The sequence below is a fragment of the Tamlana crocina genome (assembly GCA_040429635.1).
Taxonomy (GTDB): Bacteria; Bacteroidota; Bacteroidia; order Flavobacteriales; family Flavobacteriaceae; genus Flavisericum; species Flavisericum crocinum.
Map to the genome: position 1 here is coordinate 1,314,986 of CP158972.1, position 19,504 is coordinate 1,334,489.

At 38.7% G+C, this 19,504-nt stretch carries 17 protein-coding genes and 1 pseudogene; 12 read left to right on the forward strand and 6 right to left on the reverse strand.

Annotated features, from left to right (window positions below):
• Nucleotides 1-34: 34 nt before the first annotated feature.
• The 4 genes and pseudogenes from ABI125_05940 to guaB all read left to right on the forward strand — a co-directional run bounded on the left by ABI125_05940 (nt 35) and on the right by guaB (nt 6,085).
• Nucleotides 35-2,797, forward strand: coding sequence for an outer membrane beta-barrel protein (locus tag ABI125_05940; GenBank protein XCF07395.1), 2,763 nt, complete (start codon nt 35-37; stop codon nt 2,795-2,797).
• 112 nt (nt 2,798-2,909) lie between these two features.
• Nucleotides 2,910-3,803: pseudogene (locus tag ABI125_05945) on the forward strand (IS1595 family transposase).
• 41 nt (nt 3,804-3,844) lie between these two features.
• Entirely contained in the window at nt 3,845-4,555 is a 711-nt protein-coding gene (locus ABI125_05950) for an Insecticidal toxin complex protein (protein ID XCF07396.1), read from the forward strand.
• Nucleotides 4,556-4,612: 57 nt separating this feature from the next.
• Entirely contained in the window at nt 4,613-6,085 is a 1,473-nt protein-coding gene (gene guaB, locus ABI125_05955; protein ID XCF07397.1) for an IMP dehydrogenase, read from the forward strand.
• 427 nt (nt 6,086-6,512) lie between these two features.
• Here the strand turns inward: guaB and ABI125_05960 are convergent, their stop codons facing one another.
• The 4 genes from ABI125_05960 to ABI125_05975 all read right to left on the reverse strand — a co-directional run bounded on the left by ABI125_05960 (nt 6,513) and on the right by ABI125_05975 (nt 11,148).
• Nucleotides 6,513-7,787 carry an adenylosuccinate synthase gene (locus ABI125_05960; GenBank protein ID XCF07398.1) on the reverse strand — a complete coding sequence of 425 codons (1,275 nt, stop codon included), beginning with the start codon at nt 7,785-7,787 and terminating at the stop codon, nt 6,513-6,515.
• Between the two features lie 13 nt (nt 7,788-7,800).
• A complete protein-coding gene (locus ABI125_05965) occupies nt 7,801-8,256 on the reverse strand; it encodes a transcriptional repressor (protein XCF07399.1) in 456 nt (151 codons plus the stop codon).
• Between the two features lie 27 nt (nt 8,257-8,283).
• On the reverse strand, nt 8,284-10,509 hold the full coding sequence (locus ABI125_05970) for a RelA/SpoT family protein (GenBank protein ID XCF07880.1): 2,226 nt from the start codon (nt 10,507-10,509) through the stop codon (nt 8,284-8,286).
• Between the two features lie 63 nt (nt 10,510-10,572).
• On the reverse strand, nt 10,573-11,148 hold the full coding sequence (locus ABI125_05975) for a non-canonical purine NTP diphosphatase (GenBank protein XCF07400.1): 576 nt from the start codon (nt 11,146-11,148) through the stop codon (nt 10,573-10,575).
• 160 nt (nt 11,149-11,308) lie between these two features.
• Here ABI125_05975 and raiA point away from each other — a divergent pair, with 160 nt between their 5' ends.
• Nucleotides 11,309-11,608: a ribosome-associated translation inhibitor RaiA gene (gene raiA, locus ABI125_05980; protein ID XCF07401.1), complete on the forward strand. Its 300-nt coding sequence runs from the start codon at nt 11,309-11,311 to the stop codon at nt 11,606-11,608.
• Here the strand turns inward: raiA and rlmH are convergent.
• Nucleotides 11,605-12,078 (reverse strand): 23S rRNA (pseudouridine(1915)-N(3))-methyltransferase RlmH, encoded by a 474-nt coding sequence (rlmH, locus tag ABI125_05985; GenBank protein ID XCF07402.1) that lies wholly within the window; start codon nt 12,076-12,078, stop codon nt 11,605-11,607. The genes raiA and rlmH overlap by 4 nt on opposite strands.
• A gap of 130 nt (nt 12,079-12,208) precedes the next feature.
• Here rlmH and nadC point away from each other — a divergent pair, with 130 nt between their 5' ends.
• The 3 genes from nadC to priA all read left to right on the forward strand — a co-directional run bounded on the left by nadC (nt 12,209) and on the right by priA (nt 16,608).
• Complete coding sequence (gene nadC, locus ABI125_05990; protein XCF07403.1) at nt 12,209-13,069, forward strand: carboxylating nicotinate-nucleotide diphosphorylase; 861 nt, start codon at nt 12,209-12,211, stop codon at nt 13,067-13,069.
• Nucleotides 13,070-13,171: 102 nt separating this feature from the next.
• Entirely contained in the window at nt 13,172-14,131 is a 960-nt protein-coding gene (locus tag ABI125_05995) for a YihY/virulence factor BrkB family protein (GenBank protein XCF07404.1), read from the forward strand.
• A 23-nt stretch (nt 14,132-14,154) separates the two neighbouring features.
• On the forward strand, nt 14,155-16,608 hold the full coding sequence (gene priA, locus ABI125_06000; protein XCF07405.1) for a primosomal protein N': 2,454 nt from the start codon (nt 14,155-14,157) through the stop codon (nt 16,606-16,608).
• 143 nt (nt 16,609-16,751) lie between these two features.
• Here the strand turns inward: priA and ABI125_06005 are convergent, their stop codons facing one another.
• Complete coding sequence (locus ABI125_06005; protein XCF07406.1) at nt 16,752-17,447, reverse strand: LytTR family DNA-binding domain-containing protein; 696 nt, start codon at nt 17,445-17,447, stop codon at nt 16,752-16,754.
• Between the two features lie 211 nt (nt 17,448-17,658).
• Here ABI125_06005 and rpsF point away from each other — a divergent pair, with 211 nt between their 5' ends.
• The 4 genes from rpsF (at nt 17,659) to ABI125_06025 (ending at nt 19,305) form a co-directional block, all read left to right on the forward strand.
• On the forward strand, nt 17,659-17,997 hold the full coding sequence (gene rpsF / locus ABI125_06010) for a 30S ribosomal protein S6 (protein ID XCF07407.1): 339 nt from the start codon (nt 17,659-17,661) through the stop codon (nt 17,995-17,997).
• Nucleotides 17,998-17,999: 2 nt separating this feature from the next.
• Nucleotides 18,000-18,296: a 30S ribosomal protein S18 gene (gene rpsR, locus ABI125_06015; protein XCF07408.1), complete on the forward strand. Its 297-nt coding sequence runs from the start codon at nt 18,000-18,002 to the stop codon at nt 18,294-18,296.
• Nucleotides 18,297-18,309: 13 nt separating this feature from the next.
• A complete protein-coding gene (gene rplI / locus ABI125_06020; protein ID XCF07409.1) occupies nt 18,310-18,771 on the forward strand; it encodes a 50S ribosomal protein L9 in 462 nt (153 codons plus the stop codon).
• Between the two features lie 63 nt (nt 18,772-18,834).
• Complete coding sequence (locus tag ABI125_06025; GenBank protein ID XCF07410.1) at nt 18,835-19,305, forward strand: DUF6495 family protein; 471 nt, start codon at nt 18,835-18,837, stop codon at nt 19,303-19,305.
• The last annotated feature ends 199 nt before the right edge of the window (nt 19,306-19,504 follow it).

Genomic DNA, 19,504 nt, shown 5'->3' on the forward strand with positions numbered 1-19,504 from the left:
GTCTAACAAACTAATCATTTAACCACCGATAGTTTTGAATAGTTTAAGAGGCATTTCAACATTAATTTTAGTTTTGTTTAGTACGGCGTTGTTCGCTCAGCGTTTTTCATTAGAAGGCATTGTAAAAGATAAAGATTCGTTGGTATTGGAAGGCGCAACGGTGTACCTGCAAAGCGTTGCCGACAGCGTTCCGATGTCTTACGGCATTACCAATAAAAACGGCGAATTTTCATTGCAAGTGAATGCAGAGGACGATAAGCAGGCTATTTTTAACATTGCCTATTTGGGGTATAAACCTTTTAAAAAGGATGTTGCCGTTCCCGAGGGTAAATTATTAAATCTGGGCACCATTTTTTTGGAAGACCAAATGGAATCCTTGAATGCAGTCTCAATCGTTGGAAAAGCACCACCGGTGGTGATTAAAAAGGACACCATTGAATATAATGCCGATAGTTTTAAAACCATGCCCAACGATATGGTGGAAGATTTACTGCGGAAAATTCCGGGTATTGAAATTGATGTTGATGGGGGTATTACCGTAAACGGCGTTGAGGTTGAGGCGATTAATGTGGATGGTATGGAGTTTTTTGGCGACCAAAAAGGGGAAGTGGCTTTAAAAAACATCCCCAGTAGCGCGGTGAGCAAAGTGCAGGTAACCGACTTTAAAACCGAAAACCAAAAATTTACGGGCGAGGAATCTGATTCGGGTACCAAAGAAATCAACCTGAAAATTAAAAAAGGTAGAAATAAGGCTTACTTCGGCGATGTAAATGTGGGCTACGGTACCGACGAGCGGTATCAGGCCAATGCCAATCTGTTCCAAATCATAGAAGGGAAGCAGCTTGGCGTTATTATGGGAAGCAACAACATTAATATGGGGCGTGGGTTTAATGCCTTGCCGGATGCCACATCGAGTAATGGATTGATTGAATCTAATTTTGTGGGTACTAATTTTTCAAAAGGAAAATGGGACGAAACGCAAATTAAGGCCGATTACCGATACAGTGTTCAAGACACCGAAAGGGGCCAAAAAAGTTATGCCGAAAATTTTCTGCCAGATAGAAATTATATCACCAATTCCAACAGTAGCAGCTTTAACAATTCTGAACGCCACGATGCTGGGGCCGAAGTGAAGTTTTTAACCGATCCCAAAAACAAAACTTCCAATAGGCAAGTAAGAATCTCCAATGAAATGGATTTTGATTCGAGGCACAACGATGCCTACTCAACCTCAGATCGTATTTCAGAACTTAACAATGGCGATTTGGTGAGTCAATATTTTTCAACCAACGAATCTTCAAATTCAAATTATTCTTTTGACAATGAATTCCATGTTGCAGCACGGCTTGGTGGCCGAAGAGACTTTTTGTTTATGGGCGTCAATACCTCTTTTGATAAAGAGGACGGCGAGAGTGCCAATTATTCCAGAAACGAGCTGGCAAACAGTGGCGATGTGGTGGTGCAGGATCAAATTTCGAGCACTCGAAACAATTCTTCCAGGATTAATCTCTTCGGAAGGTTCAGCAAGGAGATTTTTGAAGATTTCAGGATTATGCCGGGCTACAGTGCCACGGTAAATACCGATATCAATGAAAAAAGCATTTATGATTATAATGAAGACACCGAAGAATACGATAATTTCAATACCCAAATAAGTACAGATAGCCGTTATATTTCTACTACGGTACGCCCGTCGCTACGTTTGCGTTATCAGTACAAAGATATCCGTTTTGAGCTGGAGGGGGCTTACACCAATACGTTCAGAAAATATGTTGACGACATTATTGAGGACAGAAATTTTAAAAATGATTTTAAATATTTAACCTATTCGGGTAGAATTCGCTACCGCGACGAAAATGGGTATAAAAATATTTCGTTGGATTATAGGCAGAATGTCGATTTGCCGTCTATCAGTCAGTTGCAACCCGTACCCAATGTGAGCAATATTACGCATATTGTTACCGGTAACCCCGATTTGGAACCAGGCGTTAGCCACAACTTCCGTTTTAGGTACCAAAATAATTTGGCGGCCAATAAGCTTAGTTTTAATGGAAGTGCAAATGCCGATTTTGTAAACGATAAGATTATAAATTCAACCATTACTGATGAAGATTTAATCCGTTACACCACCTACGAAAATATTGATGGCGATTATAGATTATCTGGAAATTTAGGAGTGAACAAGTCGTTTTTAAACCAAAAGACAAATTACAATTTAGGCGTTCGGCTATCGGGAAATTATGATAATATCAGATCCATTCAAAACGGGGTAAAATTCACGGCCAAAACCAATACGTTAAGCCCGTCGGTTTCGTTGAGCTATTCCTACGATAAAAAAATAGAAATCAATACTTCGTACAGTTACAGTACTACCAGTACAGAATATAATACCGATGCATTTAATGATAACGACTATTTTGTTCAAAATGTGCGGTTCGAGTCTACCTTATTTTTCTTGAAAAATGTCTTTTTCAACAACAAACTGTCTTACCGATATAACAGTAGGGTGGGCGACGATTTTGATGGAGATGCCGTGTTTTGGAATGCCGGTTTGGGCGTACAGTTCTTCAAACAAAAAGGCACGCTTACTTTGGTGGGCTACGATATGTTGGGGATGAATAACGGGTTTAGCCGATCGGTAACAGAAACGGCCATTCGTGACGTGGAAAACCAAATATTGGAACAGTACTTTATGCTCACCTTTGTGTATAAGTTTGGAAAGTTTGCAGGTCAGAATATGAGTGATGGTAGAGGAGGTAGAGGAAAAGTACGTATGGGAAAACCAAGAAGGTTATAGAAGCATGAGCTGCCAATACTTTAAAAAATGATTTTTTAAAGTATTTCTAAATAATGATTTAGAGGTCAGTAGATAAATACGTAACTTTGATTTCAGTAAGAATAAAGGTTTCATGGAAATATTTAAGGGTCAAAATCTTCTAGAGTTCTCTAATCGGTTCAAAACGGACGAAGATTGCAAAGAATATCTTGCTTTTTTGAAGTAAAAAACACCGTTTCAATGTTTAAAATGTGGTCATAATGCCTGTCAAAAACGTAAAGATTTTTCACGACAATGCAATATTTGTCACCATATAGAATCCGCTACGGCAAATACCTTATTTCACAAGGCTAAATTTGGGGTTCGCAAAGCATTTTTCATTTGTTTTGAGATGGCAACTACCACTAAAAGCCTCTCGGCAAGTTACATGGGTGTTCGTTATGGGGTTACGGAAAAAACTGCAGGTCTTTTTATGCACAAGGTGCGTGAGGCAATGTCCTCCAGAGGAAATGATCCTATGGGCGGCAATGTGCATGTAGATGAATTTGTTTTGGGCGGTTACGAACAATGAAAAATAGGTCGCAGTTATGGTGCCAAGAAAAAGAAAGCTGTCACAGCAGTACAACTTACCGATGATGGCAAGGTAAAACGAATGTGTACTATGCGTATTGATGACTTTTCGGCTAAATCACTACAATATATTTTTGTAAACTACATTAGTGGACAAGCACAAGTAACGACAGGCTTATGGAGGGGTTACAGGCCAATTGCTAAAGCTTATAACATTAAACAAATAGAAAGTAACAAAGGACTTAATTTTAAAGCTATACATACCATGATACACCAAATAAAATCATGGATAAGAACAACTTATTCTTGGGTAAGTGATTTTAATGCCAATCGATATTATAATGGGTTTTGTTTTAGAATTAATCGTTCACAAAGTAAAAAAACGATTTTCAATAACTTAATAACTAAAATGGTTGATGGTGATAAAGTTTACCAGTCTGAAATTATAAGTAACTAACTACCGACCTCTATAATGATTTTTTAGATTACATTTATAAAATGCAAAGATGTCTGTTACTTCTGTATTTTTCTGTATGGGTTAATTTTTCTTTCGCAAAGGAATGGAAAACCCTAAAAATCTATAAAACGGTAACAGGAAGCGATATACTCCAACAGTCAGATTGGCTCACTTCAGATAGACAAAAAAACACGGCGGTTTGGCAAAGGGCTAATGCCTACAATCTAAAAAACAATTTTTATGGTCAATATCATAAAATTGTTGAGCGTCGAGATTTTTATAAATGGCTTTGCAAAACCCTAGAGAGGAGAGGGCACGAGGTTGTTTGGGTTAAAATGGCACATTTTATTTCCAAAAAAATCCATATAATGGAACAGTTTCCGTTTACGCTGTTTATCGGGAAAAAAATAAAAGCCTATGCGCACACTGGAAACACAACTGTTTTTAATAATGCTTTTGCAGAACTTAATGCGCTGTATTTTTCAAAGAAAATATTAAAAGGAAAGGAAGCAGATACTTGGGATTCAACTATTCTAAAGCAAGAACAATTTAAATGGATAGAACCCATTTATAAAACTATGGATGCCAAAAGTTTGAAAACCTTAAGAAGAATAGCAAAAGGAAAATGTTTTTACAGCATAATGGTGCCTAAACCCATAAGGTACAAAGGAGAATTGGTGAATGCAGAAAATAGATTCGATTATGCTATTAAAACCCTAAAACCGTATTGTGAAAACAGATATAAAAGTTAACACTTTATCTTAGATTTTAGTTGTATATTTGCACGCAATTATAATCGTAATTGCATCATGACTGCACATCAAAACAAAATAGTAGGAGAAGGTTTAACCTACGATGACGTCCTTTTAGTTCCAGCTTATTCCGAAGTACTTCCTAGAGAAGTGAGTATTAAATCCAAACTTACGCGTAACATTACCATCAATGTGCCTATTATTTCGGCTGCTATGGATACCGTTACCGAGAGTAAAATGGCCATTGCCATGGCGCAAGAAGGTGGTATTGGTGTGTTGCACAAAAACATGACCATCGAGCAACAAGCGCTAAAGGTGCGTAAAGTAAAACGTGCCGAAAGTGGTATGATTATCGATCCGGTTACTTTACCGCTTACTGCCACAGTACGCGATGCTAAACACTCTATGGCCGAGCACAGTATTGGTGGAATTCCTATTGTGGATGAAAACGGAAAACTGAAAGGTATTGTTACCAATCGTGATTTACGTTTTGAGCACCAAAATAAAAAGCCGATCGCAGAAGTGATGACTGGTGAAAACTTAGTGACTGCTCCTATCGGGACATCGCTAAGGGATGCAGAGATTATTCTTCAGGAGCATAAAATAGAAAAGCTACTTATTGTAGACGACAGCTATAAATTATCGGGATTAATTACGTTTAGGGACATCACTAAAGTAAGTCAAAAGCCAAACGCCAACAAAGATGAATTCGGACGCCTAAGAGTGGCTGCGGCATTGGGTGTTACGGCAGATGCTATTGAAAGGGCTGAAGCTTTGGTAAATGCTGGTGTTGATGCCGTGGTGATCGATACTGCGCACGGACATACTCAAGGTGTGGTTAAAGTGTTAAAAGAAGTAAAAGCTAAATTCCCAGAATTGGATGTGATTGTAGGGAATATTGCTACTGCCGCGGCAGCCAAATATTTGGTTGAAGCGGGTGCCGATGCCGTTAAAGTAGGTATTGGTCCTGGGTCAATTTGTACCACTCGTGTGGTGGCCGGTGTTGGTTTTCCTCAGTTTTCTGCGGTGTTGGAAGTGTCGGCAGCCATAAAAGGTTCGGGAGTTCCTGTAATTGCTGATGGTGGTATCCGTTATACGGGCGATATCCCCAAAGCCATTGCAGCAGGGGCCGATACGGTCATGTTAGGATCGCTATTGGCAGGAACCAAAGAATCGCCAGGTGAAACCATTATTTACGAAGGAAGAAAATTCAAGTCATATCGAGGTATGGGGTCTGTTGAAGCGATGAAAGAAGGTAGTAAAGACCGTTATTTCCAAGATGTAGAGGACGATATTAAAAAATTAGTACCCGAAGGTATTGTGGGCCGAGTGCCATACAAGGGCGAGTTGTTTGAAAGCATCCACCAGTTTATTGGCGGTTTACGTGCCGGAATGGGCTACTGTGGTGCCAAAGACATTGAAACCTTAAAGGAAACAGGACAGTTTGTTAAAATCACATCGAGTGGTATTAACGAAAGCCACCCGCACGATGTCGCCATTACAAATGAGTCGCCTAATTATTCTAGATAGTCGTTATATTTTATATGCATTAACAAAAAAGCCTTTCACTGTACAGTGAAAGGCTTTTTGTTTTACCGTGTGCTCCGTCCTGAAATAAGTTGGCAAAAATCGACTTATTAGGAAAGACTAAGAGATAAAAGTTAAACGTACTCAGCGCGATTACAATTTAGGCTTTAGATTAGCTGTCGAGTCAGAGTTTCGAAAAGCCAATTATTCCTATAAGCAGATTCAAAAGGTCTATAGTATCCAAGGTTGAAATACCGTTTTGGTATGGTTAAGAAAATGATAATACCTTAGATTGGAAGTGAATCAAATATTACTATTTAGCCTAAATTTTATGTGCAACAAAAACCCTGTGAAACTAGCTTCACAGGGTTTTTATGCCATTTATAAGCCATCAACCTATTTTAGGACGACTCAAAATCTGAATAAGATTCTATTTTCTGAAAATAGTTTGCTTTCTGTCTGGGCCCACCGAAACGATAGTGATTGGCGTTTCCAATTCTTTTTCTAAAAAAGCAATGTAATCGTTAAGTGTTTTTGGTAATTCTGAAGCTTCAGACATGCCCGTTAAATCTTCAGCCCAACCGCTAAATTCTGTGTAAACCGGTTCTACGTTTTCGGGCTCAATATTGTATGGTAAATGCGAAATGGTTTCACCTTTATATTTGTACTTGGTACAAACTTTTAAAGTTTTAAAACCAGAAAGCACATCGGCTTTCATCATCATGAGTTGGGTAACTCCATTAACTTGGCAAGCATATTTTAAAGCCACCAAATCCAACCATCCGCAACGGCGTGGACGACCAGTAGTGGCACCAAATTCATGGCCTACTTTAGCCATGGTAGCACCATCTTCGTCGAACAATTCGGTTGGGAACGGGCCAGAACCCACCCGGGTAGTATAGGCTTTAAAAATACCGAATACTTCTTTTATTTGGTTTGGAGCAACGCCCAACCCGGTACAAGCACCGGCAGCAGTCGTGTTACTTGAGGTTACAAACGGATAAGTTCCGAAGTCGATATCCAACAAAGAACCTTGAGCGCCTTCGGCTAAAATGGTTTTGTTCGATTTTTGTGCTTTATAGATGTATTCTTCCGAATCAATAAAAGTCAAAGATTTTAACGTTTCAATGGCTTTGAAAAATTCGGTTTCCAATTCCTTTAAGTCGTATTCAATATCAACGTCATAAAAGGCAATCATTTTTTCGTGCTTGTCGGCCAGATTTCTGTAGCGCTCTTTCCAATCGCTAAGTTCCAAATCACCAACGCGAATACCGTTTCTTCCGGTTTTGTCCATATAAGTCGGGCCAATACCTTTAAGTGTCGATCCAATTTTTGCTTTGCCTTTTGAGGCTTCACTGGCAGCATCCAACAAACGGTGCGTTGGCAAAATAATGTGTGCTTTGCGCGAAATGAGCAACGATTTTCTGTAATCTACATTTTGCTCTTCCAATTTGTCGAGTTCGCCTTTAAAGATTACAGGGTCTATTACTACACCGTTGCCTACTAAATTGGTAGCATCGTCGTGAAAAATTCCAGACGGGATGGTGTGCAATACATGTTTTTTTCCGTTGAAAACCAAAGTATGCCCGGCATTTGGGCCACCTTGAAAACGGGCTATAATGTTGTAGTTTGATGTTAGTACGTCAACAATTTTTCCTTTGCCTTCGTCTCCCCATTGTAGTCCTAGTAGTAAATCTACTGCCATTGTAAAAAAATAGTTATTTGTTTGTTGATTTTCTGTTTCCGTAGAAATAGAGTGAATGGTTGTTAATCTTGATGTCGAAAACTTCTTCGATAGTTTTTTTTATGGATTGAATTCTTGGGTCGCAAAACTCGATAACTTCGCCGGTATCGGTAAGGATAACGTGGTCGTGCTGTCTATCAAAATACGATTTTTCGTAATGGGCTTGGTTTTGTCCAAACTGATGTTTTCTTACTAAACCGCATTCTAAGAGCAATTCAATAGTGTTGTAAAGCGTGGCACGCGATACCCTGTACTTCTTATTTTTCATGTTGAGGTACAGCGACTCTATATCGAAATGTTCGTTGTTGTTGTAAATTTCTTGAAGTATGGCGTAGCGTTCGGGCGTCTTGCGGTGTCCGTTAGCTTCTAGAAACGTTGTAAAAACGTTTTTTACAATCTCTTGGTTTTTGTTTTCTGGTTTAGCATCCATAATTTTCGTGGCAAATTTACACTTTTTTTACACTCTAGTAACCTTCTCTATACCATTAATTTTTTTAAGTTTTTCTAAAAGCTTTCTAATTATGGTATTGTTTTTTACAACCACGTTGATTTTTCCGGAAAACATGCCGCCGTGGCTTTCAAAACTAATGCTTTTCATGTTAACATGCATATTTTCAGAAACAACCTTAGTAATGTCGTTGACCAGACCGATGTGGTCGATACCGGCAAGGACGATTTTTACCAAAAATTCCTGTTGGGTAGAATCGATCCACTTGGCTTGCATGATACGGTAAGCATAATTGGATTGTAAACTCACGGCATTAGGACAATTTTTTTTGTGAACTTTTATGCCTTCATTTACCGTTAGAAACCCAAAAACCGGGTCACCAGGAATGGGATTGCAGCAATTGGCCAATTTGTAGTCCAGTTTTTCTTCTTCTCTGCCGAAAACGAGTGAATCGTATTTTAAGGTGATTTCCTCTTTTTCCAACTCCTCTTTTTTAATCGGCGTTTTTTTAGAAATTCGGTTTTTAATGAAACTCATAAAAGCATTGCTTCTCGATGAAGCATAGCTTTTAAGCATGTTGTTATCTATGGTGCCCACGCCAACCCGATAGAATAAATCGAGGCTGGTTTTCAGTTTGAAGAACCGCACCATGTCGTTAACGGACTCTTCATCTAAAGTGATTTTTAACTGCTTGAGTTTTCGGCGTAAGAGTTCTTTGCCGTCTTCACCAATTAGTTTTTTGTTTTCGCGTAACGCCGATTTTATCTTGCTTCGCGACCGAGCCGTAGTTGCATAATCTAACCAGTTGGGGTTGGGTTTGGCGTTATCTGCAGTTAAAATTTCCACTTGGTCACCGCTTTTTAGCTCATGGCTAAGCGGGACCAATTTGCTGTTTACTTTTGCTCCACGGGTTTTCATGCCGATTTCGGTATGGATGTGGAATGCAAAATCAAGCGCTGTAGCACCTTTGGGTAAGGATTTTAAATCGCCCGCTGGGGTGAAGACGAAAATCTCTTTTGAATATAAATTGAGTTTGAACTGTTCTACAAAATCTACGGCGTTGGTTTCAGGGTTTTCCAAGGCCTCCTGTAATCTGTTGATCCAACTTTCTAGATTATCCTCTTTTTCATTACCTTGTTTGTATTTGTAATGGGCAGCATAGCCTTTTTCGGCGATTTCGTTCATGCGTTCGCTTCGAATCTGCACTTCTACCCATCGGCCTTTGGGCCCCATAACGGTAATGTGTAGGGCTTCGTAACCTGTTGATTTTGGTGAGGATATCCAATCGCGCAAACGGATGGGGTTGGGCCTAAAATGATCGGTAACAATCGAATAGATTTTCCAAGCCAAAAACTTTTCGTTTTGTGGGTCGGCATCACATTTGTAGATGATTCTAATGGCAAACTTATCGTAAACTTCATCGAACGATACGCCTTGGTTTATCATTTTCCTTCTAATGGAAAAGATGGATTTCGGTCGCCCTTTAATAGTATAGCTAAGGTTTTCCCTGTCGAGGGAATTTTTGATTACTGCACTAAACTTTTCAATATAGGCATCCTGCTCGGCTTTGCTTTCCTTTATTTTACTAAGAATATCGTTGTACACCTCGGGTTCGGTGTATTTCAAGCCCAGATCTTCCAGTTCTGTTTTAATGTTGTAAAGACCTATTCGGTGGGCCAGCGGTGCATAGATGTAAAGTGTTTCCGAAGCTATTTTTTCCTGCTTGTCGGTGCGCATGGAGTCCATGGTTTGCATGTTGTGCAAACGGTCGGCTATTTTAATAATGATTACCCTAACGTCATCATTTAGGGTGAGTAGCATTTTTCGGAAATTTTCTGCCTGTAAAGACACGTCCATGTCTTTTTCCTTACTCAACGACGAAATTTTAGTAAGCCCGTGAACAATAGTGGCCACGGTTTGCCCAAACAGGTCTTTAATGTCTTTTATGGTATAGTCGGGGCTGTCTTCAACCACATCATGGAGCAGGGCAGCGGCGATAGAGGTGCCGTCTAGCCCAATTTCCTGAGCTACAATTTTGGCTACTGCCAACGGGTGAAATATATAGGCTTCGCCCGATTTTCGGCGTTGGTCTTTATGGCCGTCCATAGCTACTTCAAAGGCTTTTCTAATTAGCTTTTTGTCGTCATCGGTCAATGTGGTGTAGCTAACTTTTAAAAGCTCTTTGTACGCTTTGGTAATTGCGGCATTTTCTTTTTCAATGTCAATATTCGTCATCATAAATTAAAAATAACATAAAGATAATTAACAGGCAATAGGCGTTCTTGTTTTTATTGCTATTTATAGTTGGTTTAAAAACTTAACAAGTTGTTCTACGGCTTTTCCGCGGTGGCCAATTCTGTTTTTTAAACTAAGCTCCATTTGGGCGAAAGTTTGTTGGTGGCCCTCGGGCTTAAAAATAGGATCATAACCAAAACCTTTTCCGCCGGCTTTCTGGGTTGTTATTTCTCCTTTACAAATACCTGTAAACGTTTGTAGTTTTCCGTTTAGGTGTAATGCGATTACGGTTTTGAATTGTGCGGTTCGGTTGTTTTCGTCTTTTAGTTCCGAAAGTACTTTTTGCATATTGTCTTCGGCATTTTTTTGCTCTCCGGCATATCTGGCAGAGTACACTCCGGGCGCCCCGTTCAAGGCTTCAACCTCCAGGCCGGTATCGTCGGCAAAGCAATCAAAACCATAATGAGTTTTTATATATTCGGCTTTTTGTATCGCGTTGCCTTCAATAGTGTTTTGGGTTTCAGGAACTTCTTCGTTGCAATCAATGTCTTTTAAGCTCAATAAGGTAATATGGCTGGGCATTAATGTTTGTACCTCTTTAACTTTATTTTGGTTTCCGGTGGCGAATACAATTTTCATTTTTCTATATTTTCGAGTTTCAAAAGTAAGCTTTAAAAGTGGTTTTTTATAAACCTTTAAACTGTATTGTTTTTGGATAATTTTATGATTTTGCTCAGCCTTAGTTGAGTAAAAAACTCGTATCTTTCACATGAAATCAATTAACAAAAACCAAATAATTATGGCAGTAAACATTCAGTATGTAGATGTAGATATTAGTGAAACCCTTTCGGAGTTTACAAAAGAAAAGTTGGAAAAACTGTTTAACAGATATGAATTTTTAATAGGAGCAACGGTGCATTTTAAAAAAGATGAAAACCACCACGATGCCGGTAAAATATGCAATATAGAGTTGAGCTTGCCCGGCCCGCGCATTTTCGCCACTTCCGAAGAACATAATTATGAAGTCGCCGTTCGCGAAACCATAAGCGACTTAGAGCGACAGCTTAAAAAACGTAAGGAAGTTTACAAAACATACTAGCTGTGGTGGTAGGGTTCGTTGCGTAAAATGGTGAACCCGCGGTACAGCTGCTCGATAAAAAATAAACGAATCATTTGATGGGAAAATGTCATTTTAGATAATGATATTTTCCCATTTGCTTTTTGGTACACTTCATCCGAAAAACCATAGGGGCCACCAATAACAAACACCAACTGTTTTATGCCCGAGTTCATGTGTTTTTGTAAATAGTTTGAAAACCCCACCGAGCCAAATTGTTTGCCGTTTTCATCTAAAAGAATCAATACATCGGTTGGTTTGGTCTTGCTTAAAATCAGTTCGCCCTCTTTTTGTTTTTGCTGGGGTTCACTAAGGCTTTTTACGTTTTTTATATCCGGAATAATTTCCAAATCAAACTTAACGTAAAACCCCAGTCGTTTTATGTATTCGTCTATCAGTAAGTTAAGTGACTTACTGTCTGTTTTGCCAATGGCTAAAAGTTTAATGGTCATAAAAACAATATTATTGCTTTCTGTTTATGAAAAACGCATCTAAATAACGAAAAAAATACAGATTTGATAAAATTTAAGTTTAATTAAGTGAATCAATTTCTTATTTTTGCTCAAAACTAATCAACAAATAATGATTACACAAGAACAGTTTGATAGCGAAGTTAAAGGTATAATAGCCAATGCCATCAGGGAAGATGTTGGTGATGGCGACCACAGTTCACTGGCCTGTATACCTGAAAATGCCAGAGGAAAAGCAAAAATTTTAGTGAAGGATAAAGGGGTTATTGGCGGTGTTAATTTTGCAAAAAAAGTGTTTGCCTATGTTGATAAGAACTTGAAACTCGATGTTCGAATTGAGGATGGCACTGAAGTAACTTACGGCGATGTCGTCATGTACATTGAAGGGGCGTCTCAGTCTATTTTAAAAGCAGAGCGTACCGTTTTGAACGCCATGCAGCGCATGAGTGCCATAGCCACCAAAACCAGAATGTTTGTAAACTTGGTTGAAGGCACCAAAACCAAAATTTTAGATACTCGAAAAACCACTCCCGGTATTCGTGTGTTGGAAAAATGGGCGGTTAAAATAGGCGGTGGTGAAAACCACAGGTTCGCATTGTACGACATGATTATGCTAAAAGACAACCATATTGATTTTGCCGGAGGAATTACCAAAGCCATTGAAATGACCAAACAGTATTTGGATGAAACGGGCAAAAAGCTATTGATTATGGTTGAAGCTCGAAACCTTTCTGAAGTTGAAGAAATCCTGCAGAACGACGGCGTTTACAGAATTCTTTTGGATAATTTTGATTATGAAGACACCCGAAAAGCCGTAAAAATAATAGGGGATAAATGCCTAACGGAATCTTCTGGAAATATTAACGAAGCCACTATTCGTCACTACGCAGAATGTGGGGTTAACTTTATTTCTTGCGGAGCTTTAACCCACTCGGTACATAACATGGATTTAAGCTTAAAGGCTGTAAAGTAGTTTTCTTTAAGGAAGCAGCAATCCAAAAATTTGCTTTACAAAGCTTTATAAAGCAAGGTTAATTTTAATAACTTTGCTTATACTGGTAAAAGCAAATAATTAATGGCAAAACCCCTGGAAGAAAAACTCGATAAAATTCCTGTAGTTAATGTTGTGGTGCGGTTTTTTAAGCAATTGAAACTGCCCGGTCTTGAAGGTTTGTCGTTTTACGATTTGTTGGAACTCTATTTAACGGGCATTGTTCGTGGAGCTCTAACTACTAGAGCCAGTGCCATTGCATTTAGCTTTTTTACGGCTATTTTTCCTTTTTTGTTGTTCGTCCTTATTATCATTCCGTATGTGCCCATCGACGATTTTAAAATTGAGTTTTTAAAGTTTCTCGAATCCTTTTTACCGCCAACAACATCCGATTTTTTCTTCGAGAATATTTTTGAAAATATAGACCAATCGCAACGCGGTGGGTTGTTATCTTCGGTATTTGTACTATCGTTGCTTTTGATGGCAAATGGGGTTAATGCGGTGTTTTCGGGTTTTGAAAACTCATATCATGAACAGCTTTCCCGTAATGTGGTAAGACAATATTTGTTTGCTTTAGGTATTGCGCTCATTTTGGCTTTTTTGCTTATTGTAACCATTGCCGTTTTGGGGTATATTCAAATTTATGTGGTTCAGGGGCTGCTGCAAGCGCTCGAAAACCGAGGTTACCAAGTGGAGTCGAGCGGCGTGTTTTGGACTAGTGTGGTGAAATACTTGTTTTTCGTTCTCATGGTTTATTTAGCAACGGCCACATTGTATTATTTTGGAACGCGTGAAGGGCGTCAATCGCGGTTCTTTTCGATCGGGGCTATTTTTACTACATTGTTAATTATGTTGACCTCGTTTTTATTCGGACTTTACATTGAAAATTTCAGTCAGTACAATAAACTTTATGGCTCCATTGGCGCATTGTTGATACTGCTGTTTTACCTCTGGCTCAATGCGAATATTTTACTTTTGGGTTACGAACTTAATGCTTCCATTCAGTTTTTGAAAAAATATCCAAAAATAGAAGACGACCAATGACTCTAAAAATTTCCGATTAATTTATGCCACATTTTATAGATGTCATTATACCCGTTCCACTGCAAAAGCTATTCACGTATAGCGTTACCGAGGCCGAATCCCAGTTTTTAAAACCCGGTATGCGAGTAGCCGTGCCCTTCGGAAAATCAAAAATATATACGGGTATTGTATTTAAAGTGCACAACAACGCCCCAACGGCGTATGAAGCCAAAGATATTCAGCAGATTTTAGACGAAGCACCTATTGTTAACCCGCTGCAGTTGAAGTTGTGGGAATGGATAGCCAGTTACTACATGTGTACTTTGGGCGATGTGATGCGGGCTGCACTGCCCAATGCCTTTATTTTGGAAAGTGAAACCGTGGTGACCAAAAGCAAGTTGAAAACCATCGATGAATCCATTTTAAAGGATGATGAATTTTTGGTTTATGAAGCACTTCAGCATCAATCCTCGTTGAAAATTCATGATATTTCTAATATCCTCGATAAAAAAAATGTGCTGCCGGTTATAAAACGGCTTATTGAAAAGGATGCCATTTCGGTTGAAGAGGAGGTTTACGAAAAGTACAAGCCCAAACTGGTGCGTTTTGTAAAGTTGCACAATAATTATGCTTCAGAAAGTGCGCTGCAAAACCTGTTGGAAGAATTAAGCCGAGCGCCCAAACAAAGTGAGGTGGTGCTGACCTTGTTTTCCATTTCGGCAAAGACAAAAAAACCGGTAAAAGTTTCCGATTTAGCTGAGCAAAGTGGTGGTTCATCAGCAATCATTAAAACCTTGATAGATAAAGGTATTCTTGAGGAATATCATATTCAAGTAGATAGGGTGCAATATGAAGGAGAAGACACTGAAACTTCCAAAAATCTGAATGACCATCAAGAAACCGCATTAGCCGAAATAAAATCGACCTTTGAAAAACATCAGGTCACGCTGTTGCACGGTGTCACTTCTTCCGGTAAAACCGAAATTTATGTGAAGTTGATCGAAGCGGTCATCGCCAAAGGAAAACAGGTATTGTATTTGCTTCCCGAAATTGCCTTGACTGCCCAGTTGATTAACAGGCTTCAGGATTATTTTGGAGAAAAAGTATCGGTGTTCCATAGCAAATATTCATCACATGAGCGGGTAGAGGTTTGGAACAACGTCTTGCAAAATTCCGCGAAAGCGCAAATTATTCTTGGGGCGCGTTCTTCCATCTTTTTGCCGTTTAATGATTTGGGTTTGATTGTTGTGGACGAGGAGCACGAGCAGTCGTTTAAGCAGTTCGACCCCGCACCACGTTATCAAGCGCGAGACACGGCTGTGGTCTTAGGCTACATGCACCAGGCAAAAGTGCTTATGGGTTCGGCTACACCCAGTTTAGAGAGTTATTTTAACGCCAAGCAGAACAAATATGGTTTTGTGGAGCTGAAATACAGGCATAACGATGTGTTGATGCCCGATATCGAGTTGGTGGATATTAAAGAAAAGCGGAAAAAGAAACGGATGAAGGGGCATTTCAGTGACCGGTTGTTGGAAGAAATGACCGAAACATTGGAGGTTGGCCAGCAGGTGATTCTCTTTCAAAACCGCCGTGGATTTTCGCCCATTGTAGAGTGCAATACTTGTGGGCATTCACCTCAGTGCCCTAATTGTGATGTGAGCTTGACCTATCATCAATATCGTAGTCAGTTGCGTTGCCATTATTGCGGCTATGTTATGGCTATGATTAAGGATTGCAAAGCCTGTGGAAGCCCAGAATTGGATAGTAAAGGTTTTGGCACCGAGCAAATTGAGGAAGAGGTTAAAGTGTTGTTTCCAAACCATAAAGTGGCTCGAATGGATTTGGATACTACCCGCGGTAAATACGGCTATGAAAAAATCATAACAGCTCTGGAGCAGCTGGAAATTGATATTTTAGTGGGTACCCAAATGCTTACCAAAGGATTGGATTTTAGAAATGTACGATTGGTGGGGATTATGAACGCTGATAACATGCTGAACTTCCCCGATTTTAGAGCCCACGAGCGGAGTTTCCAATTGATGCTTCAGGTGTCGGGTAGGGCGGGACGCACGCAAGAGCGCGGTAAGGTGTTGATTCAAACCTACAATCCGCACCATAATATTTTGCAGCAGGTATCCACGAATAATTATATCGATATGTTCAACGAGCAAATGAACGACCGGTATAATTTTAAGTACCCGCCGGTTTACAAACAAATAAAAATTACGCTAAAGCACAAAGATTATAACAGGGTAGAAACGGCTTCCATTTGGTATGCCAAATCGTTGAGGCAGTTGTTTGGCGACCATGTTTTAGGCCCCGAGTCGCCACCCATTGCCAGAATTCGGAATCAATTCCATAAAAATATTTTGGTAAAGATTCCAAAAAAACAATCGTTACCAAAAACAAAAGAAGCCATTATTAAGGTTAATAATAGCTTCCAGAGTATAAAAGATTTTCGGTCGGTTAGGGTTATTCTAAATGTCGATAACTTCTAATGAAATAGAAATTTGAAAACAAATTTCGTGATTGAATTAGTCCAGACGTAAGTCAGGATCTCATTCTTGTCTTTGTTGTATTATTATATGGAAGCTGAAAAACAAACGGTTAGCTATGGGGGTAGCCTACAGGGGTTACGCTTCTAAATATTATTCAACGCGTCAACCAACTGGGTTTTCTTGTTTCGACTTAATGGAATTTCATAAGCGCCTACTTCAACATTTTTACTGTTAAATCGGTCAATCTTATCAAGGTTTACAATGTAACTTTTGTGGATTCTTAAAAATTTACCTTCTGGCAATTCGGCTTCAAAAGCTTTCATTGTAGAAAGTACTACCAAGCTGTTTTCTTCGGTAACCAATTTTACGTAATCACCAAGGGCCTCGATCCATTTAATGTCCTTAATGTAAACTTTACGTTTTTTTAGATTACTTTTGACAAAAATATGTTCGCCATCTTCTTCGTTAAAGTCTTGGGTCAATCTATGTTGTTCCAAAGCTTTTTCAACAGAAGTATTAAAACGTTCTCTGGTGATGGGTTTGTGTAAATAATCGGTGGCATCGTAATTAAACGCTTTAAAAGCATATTCGGTTTTACCGGTTACAAAAATAATTTGGGGCTTGTTGTTTAATACGTCCAAAAGTTCAAATCCGTTTAACACTGGCATTTCAATGTCTAAGAAGATTAGGTCTACTTGGTGCGTGTTTAAACCATTTTTTGTTTCAAGGGCACTACTGTACTCTGCAATTAGGTTAAGTGAAGGATGATTTTCTACCAACTTAACGATGGAGAGACGTTGTATTGCTGAATCGTCTACTACTACACAGTTTAAAGTCATAACATTTTATATTATTTCGGTTAAGATATCGACAATAGTACGAATAATTCGGTTAAAAACCAAAAAACATCGTTAAAATACATGTTTTAACTTTTTTTTAACACTATTTCAGGGCAGATTTCTGTGTGTAAAATAGAATAAGTTATAGTTGTGTAATATATAGAATTTATTTATTTTTGCAGCCAATTTTTAACAATAAAAAACGATTTTTATGAATCATTATGAAACTGTTTTCATCTTGAATCCCGTTTTATCTGAAGAGCAGATAAAGGAAACAGTAAAGAAATACGAAGATTTTCTTGTTTCTAACGGTGCAAAGATGGTATCAAAAGAAGACTGGGGGCTTAAAAAATTAGCTTACCCAATCCAGAACAAAAAGAGTGGTTTTTACCATTTATTTGAGTACACCGTAGATGGTGAAGTAATTAATGGATTAGAGCTAGAATTTAGACGTGATGAGCGTTTTATGCGTTACCTAACTGTAAAGTTAGATAAGCACGCTGTAGCTTGGGCAGAAAGAAGAAGAGAAAAACTTAAAGTAAAAGCTTAATTATGTCATCAATAGAACAACAATCAAAAGGTAAAAAAGACGGAGAAATCAGGTATTTAACTCCGCTTAACATTGAAACTAATAAGCAAAAAAAATACTGTCGTTTCAAAAAATCTGGTATCAAGTACATTGATTACAAAGATCCAGATTTCTTATTGAAGTTTGTAAACGAGCAAGGTAAAATTTTACCTCGTCGTTTAACAGGAACGTCATTAAAGTACCAAAGAAAAGTGTCTGTTGCCGTAAAAAGAGCACGTCACTTAGCTTTAATGCCATACGTAGCAGATTTATTAAAATAAAATACACATAACGATGGAACTTATATTAAAACAAGACGTTGAAAATTTAGGATTTAAAGACGATGTTGTAACAGTTAAGAGCGGTTATGGTAGAAACTTTTTAATTCCCCAAGGGCAAGCTATTTTAGCTACGCCTTCTGCTAAAAAAGTGTTGGCAGAAAACTTGAAGCAAAGAGCTTTTAAAGAAAAGAAAGTGATAGAGGAGGCTAAGAAAACTGCTGAAGCTATAAAAGGATTGGATATTAAAATTACTGCAAAGGCTACCGAAGGTGCTAGTGCCGGTGATAAATTATTCGGTTCTGTGACTAAGGCCGATTTAGTTGAAGCTTTTGAAAAAGCTGGACATTCAGTTGACAAAAAATTTGTTACAATTACAGGAGGAAACATTAAGCGTTTAGGGCAGTACACTGCTGTAGTGCGTTTACACAGAGAAGTAGTTTTCGATTTTCCTTTTGAGGTTATAGCGCAAGCTTAATCCATTTTGAAATAAAATAAGGAGCCTCAACATCGTTGGGGCTTTTTTTATGACATATTAAAAATGAAATACAGAAGACTTACAAAAGAACAATTTGAAGAACTGCACCAAGAGTTCATCAATTTTTTGGCCACACAGTCCATTACGCATGATGAGTGGACCAATCTAAAAGCCAATAAACCCGAATTGGCCGAAACCGAACTGGATGTGTTCAGCGATTTAATTTGGGAGGGCGTTTTAAACCAAACCGAATATTTAGAAAATTTTGCGCCGCAGCACATGTATTTGTTCCGCTTGGGGGAAGATAAAATGCACGCTATTGTGGTAAACGTTACAAAAGACGGCATCGATATCACCACCCAAGAAGGCTACGATTGGTTGCGTGAAAACCTTTTGGATGAAAGCGTAGAGTTTTTACAAGCCGATAAAGAGTACACCGACGATAAGAACGCCGATAAATTCAAAATGATTGAGCAAGGCTCCGTGATTACCAAAGGTGAACTGTACCATTATTTTAATGAGTTGATAAACTAGAGATTTAACCCTTCCGGATTTCGTTTTTTTTTTGAAACCGAAATCCACCTTCCCTTAAAAGGGAAGGAGTTCTCCTCCTTTTGAAGGAGGAGTGTCACGAAGTGACGAGGTGGTTTTTTTTCAACTCAAATTTGGGGATAAAAAGTAATATATTGTATTACTTTTAAATCCATTAATTATTTTTGCATGAATGCTGTCA

Coding starts and splice junctions, on each gene's coding strand:
- guaB (XCF07397.1), top strand. CDS start 4,613: ATGACTGCACATCAAAACAAAATAGTAGGAGAAGGTTTAACCTACGAT.
- rpsR (XCF07408.1), top strand. CDS start 18,000: ATGTCATCAATAGAACAACAATCAAAAGGTAAAAAAGACGGAGAAATC.
- ABI125_05970 (XCF07880.1), bottom strand. CDS start 10,509: ATGACGAATATTGACATTGAAAAAGAAAATGCCGCAATTACCAAAGCG.
- rlmH (XCF07402.1), bottom strand. CDS start 12,078: ATGACCATTAAACTTTTAGCCATTGGCAAAACAGACAGTAAGTCACTT.
- priA (XCF07405.1), top strand. CDS start 14,155: ATGCCACATTTTATAGATGTCATTATACCCGTTCCACTGCAAAAGCTA.
- ABI125_05995 (XCF07404.1), top strand. CDS start 13,172: ATGGCAAAACCCCTGGAAGAAAAACTCGATAAAATTCCTGTAGTTAAT.
- ABI125_05950 (XCF07396.1), top strand. CDS start 3,845: ATGCAAAGATGTCTGTTACTTCTGTATTTTTCTGTATGGGTTAATTTT.
- nadC (XCF07403.1), top strand. CDS start 12,209: ATGATTACACAAGAACAGTTTGATAGCGAAGTTAAAGGTATAATAGCC.
- ABI125_05975 (XCF07400.1), bottom strand. CDS start 11,148: ATGAAAATTGTATTCGCCACCGGAAACCAAAATAAAGTTAAAGAGGTA.
- raiA (XCF07401.1), top strand. CDS start 11,309: ATGGCAGTAAACATTCAGTATGTAGATGTAGATATTAGTGAAACCCTT.
- ABI125_06005 (XCF07406.1), bottom strand. CDS start 17,447: ATGACTTTAAACTGTGTAGTAGTAGACGATTCAGCAATACAACGTCTC.
- rpsF (XCF07407.1), top strand. CDS start 17,659: ATGAATCATTATGAAACTGTTTTCATCTTGAATCCCGTTTTATCTGAA.
- ABI125_06025 (XCF07410.1), top strand. CDS start 18,835: ATGAAATACAGAAGACTTACAAAAGAACAATTTGAAGAACTGCACCAA.
- ABI125_05960 (XCF07398.1), bottom strand. CDS start 7,787: ATGGCAGTAGATTTACTACTAGGACTACAATGGGGAGACGAAGGCAAA.
- rplI (XCF07409.1), top strand. CDS start 18,310: ATGGAACTTATATTAAAACAAGACGTTGAAAATTTAGGATTTAAAGAC.
- ABI125_05965 (XCF07399.1), bottom strand. CDS start 8,256: ATGGATGCTAAACCAGAAAACAAAAACCAAGAGATTGTAAAAAACGTT.